This is a genomic window from Methylobacterium durans (assembly GCF_003173715.1).
In the GTDB taxonomy this organism is placed as follows: Bacteria; Pseudomonadota; Alphaproteobacteria; order Rhizobiales; family Beijerinckiaceae; genus Methylobacterium; species Methylobacterium durans.
This window is the reverse complement of the sequence record NZ_CP029550.1, coordinates 239,857-256,001: the sequence shown is the minus strand read 5'-3', so window position 1 is coordinate 256,001 and position 16,145 is coordinate 239,857. Positions and strand designations below refer to the sequence as shown.

General features: G+C 70.6%; 10 protein-coding genes and 4 pseudogenes. 12 read left to right on the top strand and 2 right to left on the bottom strand.

What is annotated here, in order from left to right; genetic code table 11:
• Positions 1-75: 75 nt before the first annotated feature.
• Both ppsR and DK389_RS01080 read right to left on the bottom strand, forming a co-directional pair.
• Positions 76-1,527 carry a transcriptional regulator PpsR gene (ppsR, locus tag DK389_RS01085; protein ID WP_194075146.1) on the bottom strand — a complete coding sequence of 484 codons (1,452 nt, stop codon included), beginning with the start codon at positions 1,525-1,527 and terminating at the stop codon, positions 76-78.
• 35 nt (positions 1,528-1,562) lie between these two features.
• On the bottom strand, positions 1,563-2,459 hold the full coding sequence (locus DK389_RS01080; protein WP_109886942.1) for a cobalamin B12-binding domain-containing protein: 897 nt from the start codon (positions 2,457-2,459) through the stop codon (positions 1,563-1,565).
• Positions 2,460-2,735: 276 nt separating this feature from the next.
• On the opposite strand from DK389_RS01080, the gene bchF reads away from it, so the two are divergent.
• The 12 genes and pseudogenes from bchF to acsF all read left to right on the top strand — a co-directional run bounded on the left by bchF (position 2,736) and on the right by acsF (position 16,145).
• Positions 2,736-3,242: a 2-vinyl bacteriochlorophyllide hydratase gene (bchF, locus tag DK389_RS01075; protein WP_194075145.1), complete on the top strand. Its 507-nt coding sequence runs from the start codon at positions 2,736-2,738 to the stop codon at positions 3,240-3,242.
• A gap of 76 nt (positions 3,243-3,318) precedes the next feature.
• Positions 3,319-4,522, top strand: a pseudogene (locus DK389_RS01070) (ferredoxin:protochlorophyllide reductase (ATP-dependent) subunit N).
• Positions 4,523-4,524: 2 nt separating this feature from the next.
• Positions 4,525-6,080: pseudogene (gene bchB / locus DK389_RS01065) on the top strand (ferredoxin:protochlorophyllide reductase (ATP-dependent) subunit B).
• Positions 6,055-9,764, top strand: a pseudogene (locus tag DK389_RS01060) (magnesium chelatase subunit H). The pseudogenes bchB and DK389_RS01060 overlap by 26 nt, the downstream one beginning before the upstream one ends.
• Positions 9,761-10,657, top strand: coding sequence for a ferredoxin:protochlorophyllide reductase (ATP-dependent) iron-sulfur ATP-binding protein (gene bchL / locus DK389_RS01055; RefSeq protein WP_109886940.1), 897 nt, complete (start codon positions 9,761-9,763; stop codon positions 10,655-10,657). Before DK389_RS01060 ends, bchL begins: the two are co-directional and overlap by 4 nt.
• A gap of 12 nt (positions 10,658-10,669) precedes the next feature.
• Positions 10,670-11,377, top strand: a complete 708-nt coding sequence (gene bchM, locus DK389_RS01050; protein WP_109886938.1) for a magnesium protoporphyrin IX methyltransferase — start codon at positions 10,670-10,672, stop codon at positions 11,375-11,377.
• A pseudogene (locus DK389_RS01045) lies at positions 11,374-12,843 on the top strand (BCD family MFS transporter). Before bchM ends, DK389_RS01045 begins: the two are co-directional and overlap by 4 nt.
• A complete protein-coding gene (puhA, locus tag DK389_RS01040; RefSeq protein WP_109886936.1) occupies positions 12,830-13,603 on the top strand; it encodes a photosynthetic reaction center subunit H in 774 nt (257 codons plus the stop codon). The pseudogene DK389_RS01045 and the gene puhA overlap by 14 nt, the downstream one beginning before the upstream one ends.
• A complete protein-coding gene (puhB, locus tag DK389_RS01035; protein ID WP_109886934.1) occupies positions 13,600-14,262 on the top strand; it encodes a photosynthetic complex putative assembly protein PuhB in 663 nt (220 codons plus the stop codon). The genes puhA and puhB overlap by 4 nt, the downstream gene beginning before the upstream one ends.
• Before the next feature lie 19 nt (positions 14,263-14,281).
• Positions 14,282-14,755 (top strand): photosynthetic complex assembly protein PuhC, encoded by a 474-nt coding sequence (puhC, locus tag DK389_RS01030; protein WP_109886932.1) that lies wholly within the window; start codon positions 14,282-14,284, stop codon positions 14,753-14,755.
• On the top strand, positions 14,752-15,057 hold the full coding sequence (locus DK389_RS01025; RefSeq protein WP_109886930.1) for a hypothetical protein: 306 nt from the start codon (positions 14,752-14,754) through the stop codon (positions 15,055-15,057). The genes puhC and DK389_RS01025 overlap by 4 nt, the downstream gene beginning before the upstream one ends.
• On the top strand, positions 15,054-16,145 hold the full coding sequence (gene acsF / locus DK389_RS01020) for a magnesium-protoporphyrin IX monomethyl ester (oxidative) cyclase (protein WP_109886929.1): 1,092 nt from the start codon (positions 15,054-15,056) through the stop codon (positions 16,143-16,145). The genes DK389_RS01025 and acsF overlap by 4 nt, the downstream gene beginning before the upstream one ends.

Below are 16,145 nucleotides of genomic sequence, written 5' to 3'. Positions count from 1 at the left end.
GACGCGTGTCAAGTTTCATTTACAGAAGCTGATGTCCTTGAAAGTTGACAGCGCCGAAGCCGCAAACCCGAGCGATCACGATTCGGGCTCGGTCCCCTCGAGGGCGTCGAGGTCGCCGATGCCGTAGCGACGCAACTTAGCGTAGAGTCCCTGCCGGCTGAGGCCGAGCATCTCGGCCGCGGAGGCTCGGTTGTCGCGGGTGATGCGGAGCGCCGCCTCGATGCAGAGGCGCTCGATCATGTCCGTGGTCTCGCGCACCAAATTCTTCATCGAGATGCGTCCGACGAGTTCCGTCATCTGCTCGACGGAGCGCGGCAGTTCGTGGCCGCCCGCGATCGAAGTCAGCGCGCGCCGGGGCGCGCCGCGGATGCTGAAGCCGAAGCAGGGCTGCTCCCCGCCCGGCACCGAGACGGCGGCGACCTCCACGTCCTCGACCGAGCCGAGTTGCCCTCGCACGCCCGTGCCGAAATTGCGCACCGAGCCGTGCTCGGCGAGCGTGGCGAAGAGAGCGGCGGCTTCCGTCTCCTCGCGGCCCAGCCATCGGTCGAGCGGTTCGCCGCGCACCTGCTCCTCCGTGGCGAGCTGGGCGAGGTCGAGGAAGGCGTTGTTCGCCGTGAGAATGCGATGGGACGTGTCCGTGACCACAAACCCCTCGGGAAGACCCTCGATGACGTCGAAGACGGAGGTGCCGCCGCGGTGGGCGGTCGCCGCGGCCTCGCTCGGCACGCTAAGGCGAAGGAGGGCGCTCGCTGCGTTCTCCTGGCGGAAGAGCGAGGCGGCGACCCGGGTCGAGCCGCGCCCGTTGGGCAGTCGCACCACGATCTCGTCGGCCTGACCGGTGATCCGCAGGCCGGCGAACAGCGATTCGAGGCTTCGCGTCGCGCTCGCGTCGAAGAGCTCCACGACGTCCTGGCCGAGGATCCGCTTCTCCGGCCGGCCGATCAGCCGTCCCGCGGCCGGGTTCGCCTCGCTGACGCGCCGAGTGCTCGCATCGACCACCAGCACCGGCTCGCTCGCGAGCTGGAACAGCATGCGGTAGCGCGTCTCGGCGCCGCGCAGGCGCAGGTAATCGCGTTCCAGCGCCTGCTGGGTCTCGGCGAGCCGCCGCTGCAGGGCAGCCGTCGCCTGAAGATTGCGGCCGATCGCGATGATCGGTCCGTCCGGAGCGAGCCGCATCGAGGCGTAGCGTACGGGAAGGTCGATGCCGCGGCTCGACGGGTGGTTCACCTGGCGCCAGCGGGTGACGATATTCGGGGCCGCGTCGCGCAGGAGCGCGTTGATCTTCGGACGGCTCTCGACGGTGACCGTCTCGATCCAGGGCCGGCCGACCCAGCTCTCGCAGCCCTCGGCCACGAGATCGGCCTCCCCGAAGGCGGCCTCGCGGATGATTCCCTGCGCGTCGATGACGAGCGACAGGTCCATCGCGGCCGCAACGAGGAGGCCCGCAGCCCCTCCACCGAGGGCGCCGAGAGTTTCAGGTAGGGCCGCGACGGATGCGTGCGCGGCAGTGCTCGCCAGACTGGTCAATGATCACCAGGTCGTGATGTCGTTGAACGGGTCTTTCAGCAGGCTCTGGCCTGTAGATCAAGCAAGCTTTCGGCGACGAGGACGGCGGCGCGGGCATCGACCGCCGTGGCGTCGGCATCAACGAGGCTCGCCAAGCCGGGATTGTCCACAAAGATCGAACCGCCCACGAGGATGCGCACGTCGCAATTGTGGGAACGTCGGCGGATCTCGCGGACGGCTTCAGTCAGCTTGGGCAGGTGTACCTCGCAGTGAAGGGAGAGGCCGATCACGTCGAACCATTCGGTGCTCGCGCGGGCCAGGGGATTCTCGGTGGCGTCGAGCGCCGTGCCGACGACGTCCCAACCAGCGTCGCGAAAGAACCGTTCCAGCATTGAGAGGCCGAAGATGTGCGTCTCGCCCGGGCAGGGGCTGAGCAGGATGCTGCGCCCGCGCAGGGGGTCGAAGCTCTCCTCCGCGTAGCGAAGGGACAGGTCGTGCATGATGCGCTGCAGGCGGCCCATCGCGACGGTCAGATCGGCGAAATCACAGACGTCCTCCTCCCACAGGGCGCCGAGATGGCGGGCGGTGGGAGCGAGGAGGTCGAGGAGCAGGCTCTCCAAACTCAGACCGTCGGCGATCAGCGATTCGATTCGCGCCTCCACCTCGACGCCGGGTGGCGCCAAGATCAGATCCGAGAAGGTCGCGATCTCCGCTTCGCTCGGTTTGCGGCCCGGCCGGGCGTAGCCACGCCCGCTCGACAGTCGCGGCGCGTGGGCGAGCATCAGGCGGGGAATGATCTCGGCCTCGACGACGCGGGCGAGGTGGCCGTTCGCCCGCAGCACCGGCTCCCGGCGACCGCTCTGGGCGAGCCCCTCGCCCTCGCAGGCCGCAGCGATCTCGCGAGCGAGCCGCACTTCGGCGACGCGCCCGCCGAAACGCCTGACGTCATCCATTGGTCCCTCCCAATGTCGCCGACGGCTTCGTGCTGTCTTTTGTCTACTGTCGCTGAGACCGGCGATCGATTTCCCGTCGCCCTCGTGGCGGAGCGACTTGAGGTATCACGATACGCCGATCTTCCGGCTTGGCAATGCTCGTTCGCGACGAAATCGTTGAACACTGTCATCCGTTCTTGACGTAAAGCGGAGTTGACACTGGTCGGACCTGTTCCTAGGCTTCCTTCGAGCCGGTCCAATCAGAGGCCGGCCCTGGGCAGGAATGGGGGCGTTAGCATGGGTCCGATGGGCCAGCCGACACGACCGCCGCTCTACACCCCGGCCGAGCGGGCCCGCCGCGATGCCACGCCTTGGACGCTGGTGCAGGGCATCCTCGCGCCCATCCAGTTCCTCGTCTTCCTCGTGAGTCTCGGGTTGGTCCTGCGCACCCTGGCGACAGGGGAGGGGGAGGCCGCCGCCAACCTCTCGGTCGTGGCCAAGACCCTCGTCCTCTACGCGATCATGGTGACGGGCTCGATCTGGGAGAAGGCGGTGTTCGGCCGCTACCTCTTCGCACCGGCCTTCTACTGGGAGGACGTGGTCAGCATGCTCGTGCTGGCCCTGCACACGGCCTACCTCGTGGCCCTGGCCTTCGGCCTCCTCGGGACGAACGGGCTGATGTGCCTCGCGCTCGCAGCCTACGCGGCCTACGCCGTGAACGCGACGCAGTTTCTCCTGAAGCTCCGGGCGGCGCGCCTGCAATCGGCGCCGTCATTCCGGCTCGCGGCGGGGGCGGCCCGGTGAACGCGCACGCGCCGCTCCCCCCGCATCCTCCGAAGGCTGCGGCGTCTCGCTCCGCCAGGAGCGGGGGCAGCGCGCCGTGTTCTGCGGGCTGACGGGCATCGTCTGGCTGCATCGCAAGATCGAGGACGCGTTCTTTCTCGTGGTCGGCTCGCGCACCTGCGCGCACCTGATCCAGTCGGCGGCGGGCGTGATGATCTTCGCGGAGCCGCGCTTCGCGACCGCGATCATCGACGAGCGCGACCTCGCGGGCCTCGCTGACATGAACGAGGAACTCGACCGGGTCGTCTCCCGCCTGATCGAGCGGCGGCCGGACATCCGGCTCCTGTTCCTCGTCGGCTCCTGCCCGTCCGAGGTGATCAAGCTCGATCTCAGCCGCGCGGCCCTGCGGCTGTCGCAGCGCCTCGCGCCGGCCGTGCGGGTGCTGAACTACTCGGGCAGCGGCATCGAGACGACCTTCACGCAGGGAGAGGATGCCTGCCTCGCCGCCCTCGTGCCGGAGATGCCGCGCGAGGCCGCGAACGCGGCGCCCGCGCTGCTCCTCGTCGGGGCGCTCGCCGACGTGGTCGAGGATCAGTTCCTGCGCCTCTTCACGGAACTCGGCGTCGGGCCGGTCCACGTCCTGCCGGCGCGGCGCGCCGACGCGCTGCCGCCGGTCGGGCCGAGCACCTCCTACCTCTTGGCGCAGCCCTTCCTTGCGGACACGGCGCGGGCGCTCGAAGCGCGCGGCGCGACCCGGATCGCCGCGCCCTTCCCCCTCGGCGTCGAGGGCACGACGGGCTGGCTGAGAGCCGCGGCCGACGCCTTCCGAGTGCCAGAGGCGCGCTTCTCCGCGGCGACGGCCCCCGGCATCGCCCGGGGGAGCGGGCGCTCGCCCCCATCGCGAGCGGCTCGCGGGCAAGCGGGCCTTCTTCTTCCCCGATTCGCAGCTCGAAGTGCCCCTGGCGCGGTTCCTCGCCCGCGAGATGAGGATGGACTTGGCCGAGGTGGGCACGCCCTACCTGCACCGGGCACACCTCGCCGAGGAACTCGCTCTACTGCCGCCGGGCACCCGGATCGTCGAGGGTCAGAGCCTCGACGCTCAGATGGACCGGGCGCGTGCGGCGCGGCCCGACCTCACGATCTGCGGCCTCGGCCTCGCGAACCCGTTCGAGGCGGAAGGGCTCGCGACGAAGTGGTCGATCGAGCTCCTGTTCACGCCGATCCAGGGCTACGAACAGGCCGGCGACCTCGCCGAGCTGTTCGCCCGTCCCCTCCTGCGCCGCGCCCGGCTGGAGGTCTAGCGATGCAGCTCACCGTCTGGACCTACGAGGGACCGCCCCATATCGGCGCCATGCGGGTCGCCACCGCGATGCGCGGCCTGCACTACGTGCTGCACGCGCCGCAGGGCGACACCTACGCCGACCTGCTCTTCACGATGATCGAGCGGCGCGATGCCCGCCCGCCCGTCACCTACACGACCTTCCAGGCCCGCGATCTCGGCGCCGACACCGCCGAGATCTTCAAGACTGCCTGCGCCGAGGCCTACGAGCGCTACCGGCCCGAGGCGATGATCGTCGGTGCCTCGTGCACGGCGGAACTCATCCAAGACGATCCGGGCGGTCTCGCGAAGGCCCTGAACCTGCCGATCCCGGTGATCCCGCTCGAATTGCCGGCCTACCAGAAGAAGGAGAACTGGGGCGCCTCGGAGACCTTCTACCGGCTGGTGCGCGCGCTGTCTGGACCAGCGCCCGCGCCGGGTGCCCCGCGCCCGGGCGCCGAGGGCCGGCGCCCCCTTTGTAACATCCTGGGGCCGACCGCCCTCGGCTTCCGCCACCGGGACGACGTCGCCGAGATCCGCGGCCTCCTCGCCCGGCTCGGCATCGGCGTGAACGTGGTGGCGCCCCTCGGCGCGAGCCCCGCCGATCTCGGGCGCCTCGGCGAGGCCGACTTCAACGTCGTGCTCTATCCCGAGGTCGCCCGCGCGGCGGCTCAGTTCCTGCAGAAGGCCTTCGGCCAGCCGATGGTCGAGACGGTGCCGATCGGCTTTGCCGCCACGACGTGCTTCGTCGAGGAGGTGGCGGCGCTGGCGGGCATCGATCCCGCGCCGATTCTCGCCGAGCACGGCTCGCGGCTGCCCTGGTACGCCCGCTCCGTCGACTCGACCTACCTGACGGGCAAACGCGCCTTCATCTTCGGCGACGCGACACACGCCCTCGCCGCCGCCCGCGTCGCGCGCTCCGAACTCGGCTTCGCGGTGGTCGGCCTCGGCACCTACATACGGGAATTCGCCCGGGAGGTGCGGGCGGAGGCCGCGCATCACGGCATCGAGGCCCTGATCACGGACGATTACCTCGACGTCGAGGCGGCGATTCAGGCGGCGGCACCCGAGATCGTCCTCGGCACGCAGATGGAGCGCCACGTCGCCAAGCGCCTGGGTCTGCCCTGCGCGGTGATCTCGGCCCCGTCCACGTGCAGGACTTCCCGGCGCGCACCTCGCCGCAGATGGGCTTCGAGGGAGCGAACGTCCTGTTCGACACCCTCGTCCATCCCCTGATGATGGGCCTGGAGGAGCACCTCCTCGGCATGTTCCGCGAGGATCGCGAGTTTCACGACGGCGCGGCGCCCTCGCATCTCGGCGGCAAGGCCCGCGCGGCCCTCCCCGAACCCGTCACCACCGTCACCGTCGCCGTGCCCACCGCGATCACCTGGGCGGCCGAGGCCGAGAAGGAGCTCAGGAAAATCCCGTTCTTCGTGCGCGGGAAGGCCCGCACCAACACCGAGCGCTTCGCCCGCGAGCGCGCCCTCGCGCTCATCACCATCGAGACCTTGTACGATGCCAAAGCGCATTTCGGCCGCTGAGCGGCCCGACATCCGCGTCGTCATCGTGACGCTCGACAACCACCTGGCGAGCGCCGTCGAGCGCGCGCGCCAGACGCTGGCAGCGGAGATGCCCGGCCTCGTCCTCGGGTTCCACGCCGCCGCGGATTGGGAGGCCGACCCCGCCGCCATCGAGACATGCCGCCGGGACATCGCGCGGGCCGACATCGTGCTGAGCGCCATGCTGTTCATGGACGAGCACGTGCGCGCCATCCTGCCGGACCTGCTGGCGCGGCGTCCCCATTGCGACGCCATGGTCGGCTGCCTCTCGGCCGCCGAGATCGTGCGCACGACGCTGCTCAACCGCTTCAACATGGACGGGTCGCAGCGCAGCGCCCTCGACTTCCTGAAGCGCCTGCGGGGCAAGGGCGCGGCCCAGGGCAATGCGGGCCGGCAGATGGCCCTGATCCGCAACCTGCCGAAGATACTCCGCTTCATCCCGGGCTCGGCGCAGGACGTGCGGGCCTATTTCCTCACGCTTCAATATTGGCTGTCCGGCTCCGACGAGAACGTGTCGAGCCTGGTCCGCTTCCTCGTCGGCCGCTACGCGGCGGGCGAGCGGGCCGTGTGGCGGGAGATCGCGGCGGCGCCCGCGCCGCTGAGCTATCCCGAGACCGGCCTCTATCATCCCCGCATGGCGGGCCGCGTCGGCGCGGACCTCGCGGCCCTGCCGCGCCCCGCCGGGCCGGCGAAGGGCCGTGTCGGGCTCCTGCTGATGCGCTCCTACGTGCTCGCCGGAAACACCGCCCATTACGACGGCGTGATCGCGGGCCTCGAGGCGCGGGGCCTCAGCGTGGTGCCGGCCTTCGCGAGCGGGCTCGACAACCGGCCGGCGGTGGACGCCTATTTCCGGCGCAACGGGCGCCCGACCATCGACGCCCTGGTCTCGCTGACCGGCTTCTCCCTCGTCGGCGGCCCCGCCTACAACGACGCGGCGGCGGCCGAGGCGATGCTGCGCGACCTCGACGTGCCCTATCTCGCCGCCCACGCGCTCGAGTTCCAGACGGTCGAGCAATGGGCCGACTCGGACCGGGGCCTCTCGCCGGTCGAGGCGACCATGATGGTCGCGATCCCCGAGCTCGACGGGGCGACGGCGCCGACCGTCTTCGGCGGCCGCTCCCTGCGGTCCGGACCGGAGAACAGCCGCGACATGAGCCCGGATCCGGAGCGGGTCGGGTGCCTCGCCGAGCGGGTCTCGCGCCTCGTGGCCCTGCGGAAGCGGCCGGCCGAGGAGCGCCGCGTCGCGATCGTGCTGTTCAACTTTCCGCCGAATGCGGGCGCTACCGGCACCGCCGCCTTCCTCTCGGTCTACGCCTCGCTGCACAACGTCCTGAAGGGCATGGCGGCGCAGGGCTACGCGGTCGAGGTGCCCGAGACAGTCGAGGATCTGCGCGAGCGCATCCTCGCGGGCAACGCACCGCGCTTCGGCACGGCGGCGAACGTGCACACCCGCATCGCCGTGGACGACCATGTCCGGCGCGAACCGCACCTTGCGGAGATCGAGGCGCAGTGGGGACCGGCGCCAGGTCGCCAGAACAGCGACGGCGCGAGCCTTCTCGTCCTCGGCGCGCAGTTCGGGAACGTCTTCGTCGGGGTGCAGCCGGCCTTCGGCTACGAGGGCGACCCGATGCGGCTCCTGTTCGAGAAGGGTTTCGCGCCGACGCACGCCTTCTCGGCCTTCTACCGCTACCTGCGCGAGGATTTCGCCGCCGATGCGGTGCTGCATTTCGGCACGCACGGGGCACTCGAATTCATGCCGGGCAAGCAGACCGGCCTCTCGGGCGCCTGCTGGCCCGAGCGGCTGATCGGTCCACTCCCCAACGTCTATCTCTACGCCGCCAACAACCCGTCCGAGGGGACGCTCGCCAAGCGCCGCTCGGCCGCGACCCTCGTCAGCTACCTCACGCCGAGCCTCGCCCAGGCCGGGCTCTACCGCGGACTGATCGACCTGAAGGCCTCCATCGAGCGCTGGCGCGCCCTGGAGCCGCAGGTGGAAGCCGAACGTCGCGATCTCGCGGCCCTGATCCGCACGCAGGCCGCCGCCCTCGACCTGCTCGGCAGCGATCCGGCCTGGGAGAGCGGCGCCGCCGAGCAGATCGCGGCGCTTGGCCGGGCGGTGAGCGAGCTGGAGCACACGCTGATCCCGCACGGGCTGCATGTCGTCGGAGCGGGCACGCCGCCCGAGGAGCGGGTCGATCTCCTCGCCGCGCTCGCGGAAGCCTCGCACAGTCTCGTCCCGGCGCGCGCGGCGATCGAGACGCTGGTCGCGGGAGGCGATGTCGACGCCGCGCTGACCCAGGCCGGGCTCCCCCTCGACGAGACCCACCGGTCCGCCTTCGGCGCGCTCGTGGAGGCCGACAGGCTGCTGGCACAGGACCACGAGGTGCCGGCGCTGCTCCGTGCCCTCGACGGCCGCTTCATCCCGCCGGTCCCCGGCGGCGACCTCCTGCGCAATCCCGCCATCCTGCCGACGGCCGCAACCTGCACGGTTTCGATCCCTATCGCCTCCCCTCCGCCTTCGCGGTGGCCGACGGGGCGCGGCAGGTGGAGCGCCTGCTCGCCCGCTACGCCCAGGAGGGCCGCGCACTCCCCGAGAGCGTCGCCATCGTCCTGTGGGGCACCGACAACCTGAAGAGCGAGGGCGGTCCGATCGCCCAGGCGCTGGCGCTGATCGGCGCCGAGCCCCGCTTCGACGGCTACGGCCGGCTCTGCGGGGCGAGCCTGATCCCGCTCGACCGGCTCGGCCGCCCGCGGATCGACGTCGTCGCGACGCTCTCCGGCATCTTCCGGGATCTTCTGCCGCTGCAGACGAAGCTCCTCGCGGAGGCCGCCTATCTGGCGGCGACGGCCGACGAGCCGGCGGAGCGGAACTTCGTGCGCAAGCACGCCGTCGCGATCCAGGTAGCGCAGGGCGTCGACCTCGAGACGGCGGCGCTGCGCGTGTTCTCGAACGCGGAAGGGGCCTACGGCGCCAACGTCAACCACCTCGTCGAGACCGGCCGCTGGGACGACGACGCGGACCTGTGCGAGACGTTCTCCCGCCGCAAGTCCTTCGCCTATGGCCGGAGCGGCAAGCCGGCGCCGCAGCGCGCGCTGATGCAGAGCGTGCTCGCCTCCGTCGACCTCGCCTACCAGAACCTCGATTCGGTCGAGGTCGGCGTCACCTCGGTCGACCATTATTTCGACGGGCTCGGCGGCGTCGGCCGGGCGGTGGCCCGCGCCAAGGGCGCGAGCGTGCCGATCTTCATCAGCGACCAGACCCGCGGGGAGGGGCGCGTGCGCACCCTCTCCGAGCAGGTGGCGCTGGAGACTCGCACCCGCATGCTCAACCCCAAATGGGTCGAGGGCATGCTCGGCCACGGCTACGAGGGCGTCCGCCAGATCGAGGCGCATCTCACCAACACGGTCGGGTGGTCGGCGACGACCGACGCGGTCGCGCCCTGGATCTACGAGCGCATCACCGAGACCTACGTGCTCGACCCCGCCATGCGCGAGCGCATGGCCGCGCTCAACCCCACCGCCTCCGCCAAGGTCGCCCACCGCCTGATCGAGGCGCACGAGCGCGGCTTCTGGTCCCCCGACGCGGCGACGCGCGAAGCGCTCGACCGGGCCGAGGAGGAGCTGGAGGACCGTCTCGAAGGCATCACCGCGGGAGTTGCCGCATGAACATCGCCATCCGAAACCCCGTCGCCGCGCGCAAGCAGCCGGAAGGCAGCGTCCAGGTCGAGCTCGATCCGAGCGTCAAGATCGGCACCGCCAAGGTGTTCGCGATCTACGGCAAGGGCGGCATCGGGAAATCCACGACCTCCTCGAACCTCTCGGTCGCCTTCTCGAAGCTCGGCAAGCGCGTGCTGCAGATCGGCTGCGATCCGAAGCACGATTCGACCTTCACGCTGACGAAACGCCTCGCACCGACCGTGATCGATGCGCTCGAGGCGGTGCAGTTCCACTCGGAGGAGTTGCGGATCGAGGATTTCGTGGCCGAGGGCTACAACGGCGTGATGTGCGTCGAGGCGGGGGGACCGCCCGCCGGCACCGGCTGCGGCGGCTACGTCGTCGGGCAGACCGTGAAGCTCCTCAAGGAGCATCACCTTCTCGAGGACACCGACGTCGTCATCTTCGACGTGCTGGGCGACGTCGTCTGCGGCGGCTTCGCCTCGCCGCTCCAGCACGCCGAGCAGGCGCTCGTCGTCACGGCGAACGATTTCGACTCGATCTTCGCGATGAACCGGATCGTGGCCGCGATCCACGCCAAGGCGAAGAACTACAACGTGCGCCTCGGCGGCGTCATCGCCAACCGCTCGGCCAAGACCGACGAGATCGACCGCTTCAACGCGGCGGTCGGGCTGGAGCGGGTCGCCCACTTCCCCGACCTCGACGTGGTGCGCCGCTCGCGCCTCAAGAAGTCGACGCTCTTCGAGATGGAGCCGACGCCGGAACTGGAGGCCGTTCAGAACGAGTACCTGCGGCTCGCGGCCTATCTCTGGGCCGGCGGCAAGCCGCTCGACGCGATCCCGATGAAGGACCGCGACCTGTTCGAATTCCTCGGATTCGACTGAGGAGCGGCCTCGATGACGAGTTCCACCTACACCGCCCGCCGCGGCCAGCTCGAGACCTACTTCGACCGCACCGCCGTCGATGCCTGGGCGCGGCTGACTTCGGACGCGCCGGTAAGCCGCATCCGCGCCACGGTGCGGGCCGGGCGCGACGCGATGCGCGCGACGCTGCTCGGGTGGCTGCCGGAGGATCTGACCGGGCTGCGCATCCTCGACGCCGGCTGCGGCACCGGCGCGCTCAGCCTCGAAGCGGCCCGCCGCGGGGCCGAAGTCATCGCCATAGACGTCTCGCCGACGCTGATCGGGCTCGCCCGCGATCGGATCGGGCCCGTGGCTGGCGCGGGGGCGATCGAGTTCCGCGTCGGCGACATGCTCGATCCCGGCCTCGGCCGCTTCGACCACGTCGTCGCGATGGATTCGCTGATCCATTACGCGGGCCGCGACATAGCCCGAGCGCTCGCCGAACTCGGCAGCCGCACCGACGGCTCGATCGTCTTCACGGTTGCGCCGCGTACCGCCCTGCTGACCCTGATGCACGCGGCCGGGAAGCTCTTCCCGAAATCCGACCGGGCGCCGGCGATCGTGCCGATCACGACGCGGGGCCTCGCGAGGCGGATCGACCGCGAGCCGGCCCTCGCGGACTTCGCGCTCGCCCGCACGCATCGGATCAACAGCGGCTTCTACCTGTCGAACGCCGTCGAGCTGACGCGGGGGCGCGCATGACGGCCTCCCGCCGCATCACGCAGGCGCTGATGCGCCTCACGCCCGCGATCCTGCCCTTCGCGGACGCGGCCACCGCCGAGCTTCCCCTCGGCCGGCTGATGCGGCTCGCCCTGTTCCAGGTCACGGTCGGCATGGCCGCCGTCCTGCTGATCGGCACCCTCAACCGGGTCATGATCGTCGAGCTCGCGGTGCCCGCCTGGATCGTGGCCTTGATGCTGTCGCTGCCGCTGATCTTCGCGCCGCTGCGGGCGCTGGTCGGCTTCCGCTCGGACACGCACCGCTCGGTGCTGGGCTGGCGGCGCGTTCCCTACATCTGGTTCGGCACGCTGTTGCAGTTCGGTGGGCTGGCCATCATGCCCTTCGCCCTGCTGCTCCTGTCCGGCGACACGACGGGGCCGCTCTGGGCCGGGCAGATCGCCGCCGCGCTCGCCTTCGTCCTCGTCGGCGCCGGCCTCCACACCGTGCAGACGGTCGGCCTCGCGCTCGCCACCGACCTCGCACCCGCGCAGGCCCGCCCGAAGGTGGTGGCGCTCCTCTGCGTCATGCTCCTCGTCGGCATGATGGTGAGCGCACTGGCCTTCGGCTGGCTGCTCTCCGACTTCTCCGCGGTGCGGCTGATCCAGGTGATCCAGGGCGCCGCCCTCGTCACCATCGTGGTCAACGGGGTCGCCCTCTGGAAGCAGGAGCCGCGCGATCCCAGCCGCACACGCCGCGACGCGGCCCGGCCCGGCTTCGCGGAGAGCTGGGCACTCTACGCGGGCAGCGGGCTCGCCCGCCGCCGCCTCGTCGCAACCGGTCTCGGCACCGCGGCCTTCTCGATGCAGGACATCCTACTGGAGCCCTACGGCGGCCAGATCCTCCACCTCTCCGTCGCGGCGACGACCGCGCTCACCGCGATGCTCGCCGCCGGCGGCGGGCTCGGCCTCCTGATCGCCGCGCGCTGGCTCAACCGGGGCGGCGACCCGTTCCGGGTGGCGGCGGCCGGGCGGTTGTCGGCATCATGGCCTTCTCGGCAGTGGTCTTCGCGGCGCCCCTCGGGTCTCCCCAGCTCTTCGCGACCGGCGTCACGCTGATCGGTCTCGGCGGCGGCCTGTTCGCCCACGGCACGCTCACGGCCTCGATGGCCAAGGCCGGCCCGGAGGATACGGGCCTCGCCCTCGGTGCCTGGGGCGCGGTGCAGGCGAGCGCGGCGGGGCTCGCCATCGCGGCGAGCGGGATTCTGCGCGACGTCGGCTCGGACCTCGCCACCTCGGGGGCGCTGGGCGAGGCGCTCAGCGATCCTTCGATCGGCTACCTCGTCGTCTACCACATCGAGATCGCGCTCCTGTTCGCGACCCTCGTCGCCATCGGCCCCCTCGTGCGCGAGGGTCGCCGCGCCCACCCCAGACCCGAGCGCGGCCTCGCTCCGTCCGCCCTCGTCCAACCGTCCAGCTGAGCGTCGGGAGGTTCGCCATGCCAAGAGGTGAGATCACGGGCTACGTCGATGTGGCGCAGGTGGTTCTGTACGCGTTCTGGATCTTCTTCGCCGGGCTGGTCTTCTGGATCCGCCGCGAGGACCGGCGCGAGGGCTACCCCCTCGAGGCCGAGGTCACCGGCACGCTCAAGAGCCCCGACCCGATCCTGATCCCGACGCCGAAGCTGTTCCATCTCTCGGACGGCAAGGTGAAGGCCGCGCCGCAGATGGACACGAAGCCCGACCGCAACTTCGTCGGCCACAAGCGCGAGCCCTGGCCAGGCGCACCGCTGGAGCCCGGCGGCAACCCGATGCAGGACCATATCGGCCCCGGCTCCTGGGTGCACCGGGACGACGAGCACGACCACACCTTCGACGGCCAGAAGCGCATCGTGCCCCTACGGGTGGCGACCCACTTCACGGTGCACGAGGACGGCCCGAACCCGATCGGCATGACGGTGTTCGGCGCCGACCGGCAAGTGGCCGGCACGGTCACGGACCTCTGGATCGACCGCGGCGAGTGCATGGTTCGCTACTACGAGGTCGAACTCGGCGCGGGCGGGCGGCGGGTGCTGATGCCCCACACCTTCTGCCGGACGGGCCGGTTCTCGCGCACGGTGAAGAGCGAGGCGCTGCTCGCGAGCCAGTTCGCCGACATCCCCGGCACCAAGGACCCGGATTCCGTGACGCTCCTCGAGGAGGAGAAGATCATGGCCTATTTCGGCGCCGGCACCCTCTATGCCACGCCGAACCGTCAGGAGGCCCTGCTGTGAGCGCCCCCGCGAACGCGTTCGACGTGCCGAAGGGCCTGCCGGAGCCGCTGCCGCCGGGCGAGCGCATCCTCTGGCAGGGCCGCCCGACGGCCTCGGGGATCGCTCTGCGCGCCCTGCACCTGCGCCTCGTCGCCCTGTGGTTCACGGCGCTCGCCCTCTGGCAGGCCCTGCCGGCGGCGAGCCTCGCCGACGCGGCCGCCGTGACGGCGCCGACGCTCGCCGCCTTCGGCGTCAGCCTCGCCCTCGTCGCGCTCCTCGGCTGGCTGTCGGCGCGCACCACGACCTACACGATCACCAACCGGCGGATCGTGATGCGTGTCGGGATCGCGCTGCCGGTCACGCTCAACCTGCCCTTCGCGGCGATCGCGGATGCGGGCCTGCACACCTTCTCGGACGGAACGGGCGACCTGCCCGTTCGCCTGAAGCCCGGCACCCGCATCGCCTACCTGCATCTCTGGCCCCATGCCCGGCCGTGGCGCGTCGCCGAGCCCCAGCCGATGCTTCGCTCGGTACCGGAGGCGCGCGCGGTCGCCCATCGGCTCGCGCAGGCGATCGAGGCCGCGCGGATGCCCGAGGAGAGCGCCGCGCCGATCCTCGCCGAGCGGCCGCAGGGGGGAACCATCCCGTCGCGGCCGCCGCGGCTCGCCGTGGCCGGCTGACAGGAGAGAGGAGACGCCCATGTCGAACGATGTGGAGAGCGTGCCCGTCGCGGCTCCGGCCCTCATCGGCGCCGGCGCGCTCATCGGCTTCACGCTGCTCGCGGTCGCCATCGGCCGCAGCGGCGGCGTGGGCATCACCGAGAAGCCCGAGGCGAACCCGGTCGCAAGCCTCGCGCTGACCGTCGAGGATCGCAGCGACGGCGCGATCACGCTCCACGAGGCCGGTAGCGACCGGCTCGTGGCAACCGTCGCGCCGGGCCAGGACGGGTTCCTCCGCGCGACCCTGCGCGGCTTCGGTCAGGCCCGCCTTCGGGCGGGCCACGGCCGCGCCGAGCCCTTCCGCCTCACCCGCTTCGACGATGGCAGCCTGACCCTGTCCGACGAGGCGACGGGGCGGCGCGTCAACCTCGAAGCCTTCGGCCCCACCAATGCCGGCGCCTTCGCGAGACTTCTGCCCGAGACGCTTCTGCCCGAAGGGAGCACGATCCGATGATCCTCGACTGGCTCAACGGTCGCCGGACCGTCGAGGTGCCCTGCACGATCGAGATCGAGCAGACACCCGAGACCCTGCACGCCCATGTCAGCCTGCACGCGCCCTTCGACATCGAGCCCGGCGACGAGGTGCAGGTGCACGACGCACCGACCTCGGTGCCCTACGGCGAGCGCCTCGTCGTCGAGCGCACCGCCACCGTCACCCGCGCGGGCCGCGTCGAACGCCTCTGGACCAAGCTCGCCGGCCATCTCGAACTGACCGAACTCTACGAAGTCAGCTTCACCGAGAGGAGGAGACTGTGAACGCTCCGATCAAGCCCCCGCTCTCGCAGCACCCCGTCCCCAAGGTGCCGGTCAACGACTCGACCAAGGCCGCGCAGGAGACGACGTTCCTCAGCCCGCGCTTCTACACCACGGATTTCGAGGAGCTCGACCGCACCAACGTCGAGCCGGTCCGGGCCGAGTGGACCGTGCTGATCGACGAGCTGCGCGCCGATCCGAACAAGCGCCATTTCGTGCGCACGTCCGAGTTCGACGTCGACCTATCAAAGCTCGATCCGGAACTGCGCAAGGAGTTCCTCGACTTCCTCGTCTCCTCGATCACCGCGGAGTTCTCCGGCTGCGTGCTCTACGCGGAGATGCGCAAGCGCGCCAAGAACCCCGACATCAAGGAGCTGTTCGGCTTCATGAGCCGGGACGAGGCGCGGCACGCGGGCTTCATCAACGACGTGCTGAAAGATTTCGGCATCGGCGTCGATCTTGGCTTCCTGACCAAGGCTAAGAAATACACCTTCTTCCGGCCGAAGTTCATCTTCTACGCCACCTACCTCTCCGAGAAGATCGGCTACGCCCGCTACATCACGATCTTCCGGGAGCTCGAGAAGAACCCCGACCGGCGCTTCCACCCGATCTTCAAGTGGTTCGAGAAGTGGTGCAACGACGAGTTCCGCCACGGCGAGGCCTTCGCCTTGCTGATGCGCGCGAATCCGAAGCTGACGACCGGGCTCAACCGCTACTGGATCAAGTTCTTCCTGCTCGCGGTCTTCGCCACGATGTACGTGCGCGACCATTGCCGGCCGGCCTTCCACAAGGCCCTCGGCGTCGACCCGACCGACTACGACTTCAAGGTCTTCCGCATCACCTCCGACATCTCGCGCCAGACCTTCCCGCTGACGCTCGATCTCGACAACCCGCGTTTCAAGGCGCTCCTCGACACACTCCTCGACTGCTCCGACAGGATCGCCGAGGCGAAGGCGCAGGGCGGCCTCGCGGGCCGCTTGGCGCACGGGTATCAGGCTGCGCGCGCCGCGCTGACATTCGGCCGGCTGATGCTGCTGCCGGCGGTCGACAACCCGATGCCGGCGGAGATCCGCCTGCAGCCCGTCTGGTAG

What these genes read in the sequence shown, in the direction of transcription:
- bchM (WP_109886938.1), top strand. Translation starts at nt 10,670, where the DNA reads ATGACGAGTTCCACCTACACCGCCCGCCGCGGCCAGCTCGAGACCTAC.
- puhA (WP_109886936.1), top strand. Translation starts at nt 12,830, where the DNA reads ATGCCAAGAGGTGAGATCACGGGCTACGTCGATGTGGCGCAGGTGGTT.
- puhC (WP_109886932.1), top strand. Translation starts at nt 14,282, where the DNA reads ATGTCGAACGATGTGGAGAGCGTGCCCGTCGCGGCTCCGGCCCTCATC.
- DK389_RS01080 (WP_109886942.1), bottom strand. Translation starts at nt 2,459, where the DNA reads ATGGATGACGTCAGGCGTTTCGGCGGGCGCGTCGCCGAAGTGCGGCTC.
- bchL (WP_109886940.1), top strand. Translation starts at nt 9,761, where the DNA reads ATGAACATCGCCATCCGAAACCCCGTCGCCGCGCGCAAGCAGCCGGAA.
- DK389_RS01025 (WP_109886930.1), top strand. Translation starts at nt 14,752, where the DNA reads ATGATCCTCGACTGGCTCAACGGTCGCCGGACCGTCGAGGTGCCCTGC.
- bchF (WP_194075145.1), top strand. Translation starts at nt 2,736, where the DNA reads ATGGGTCCGATGGGCCAGCCGACACGACCGCCGCTCTACACCCCGGCC.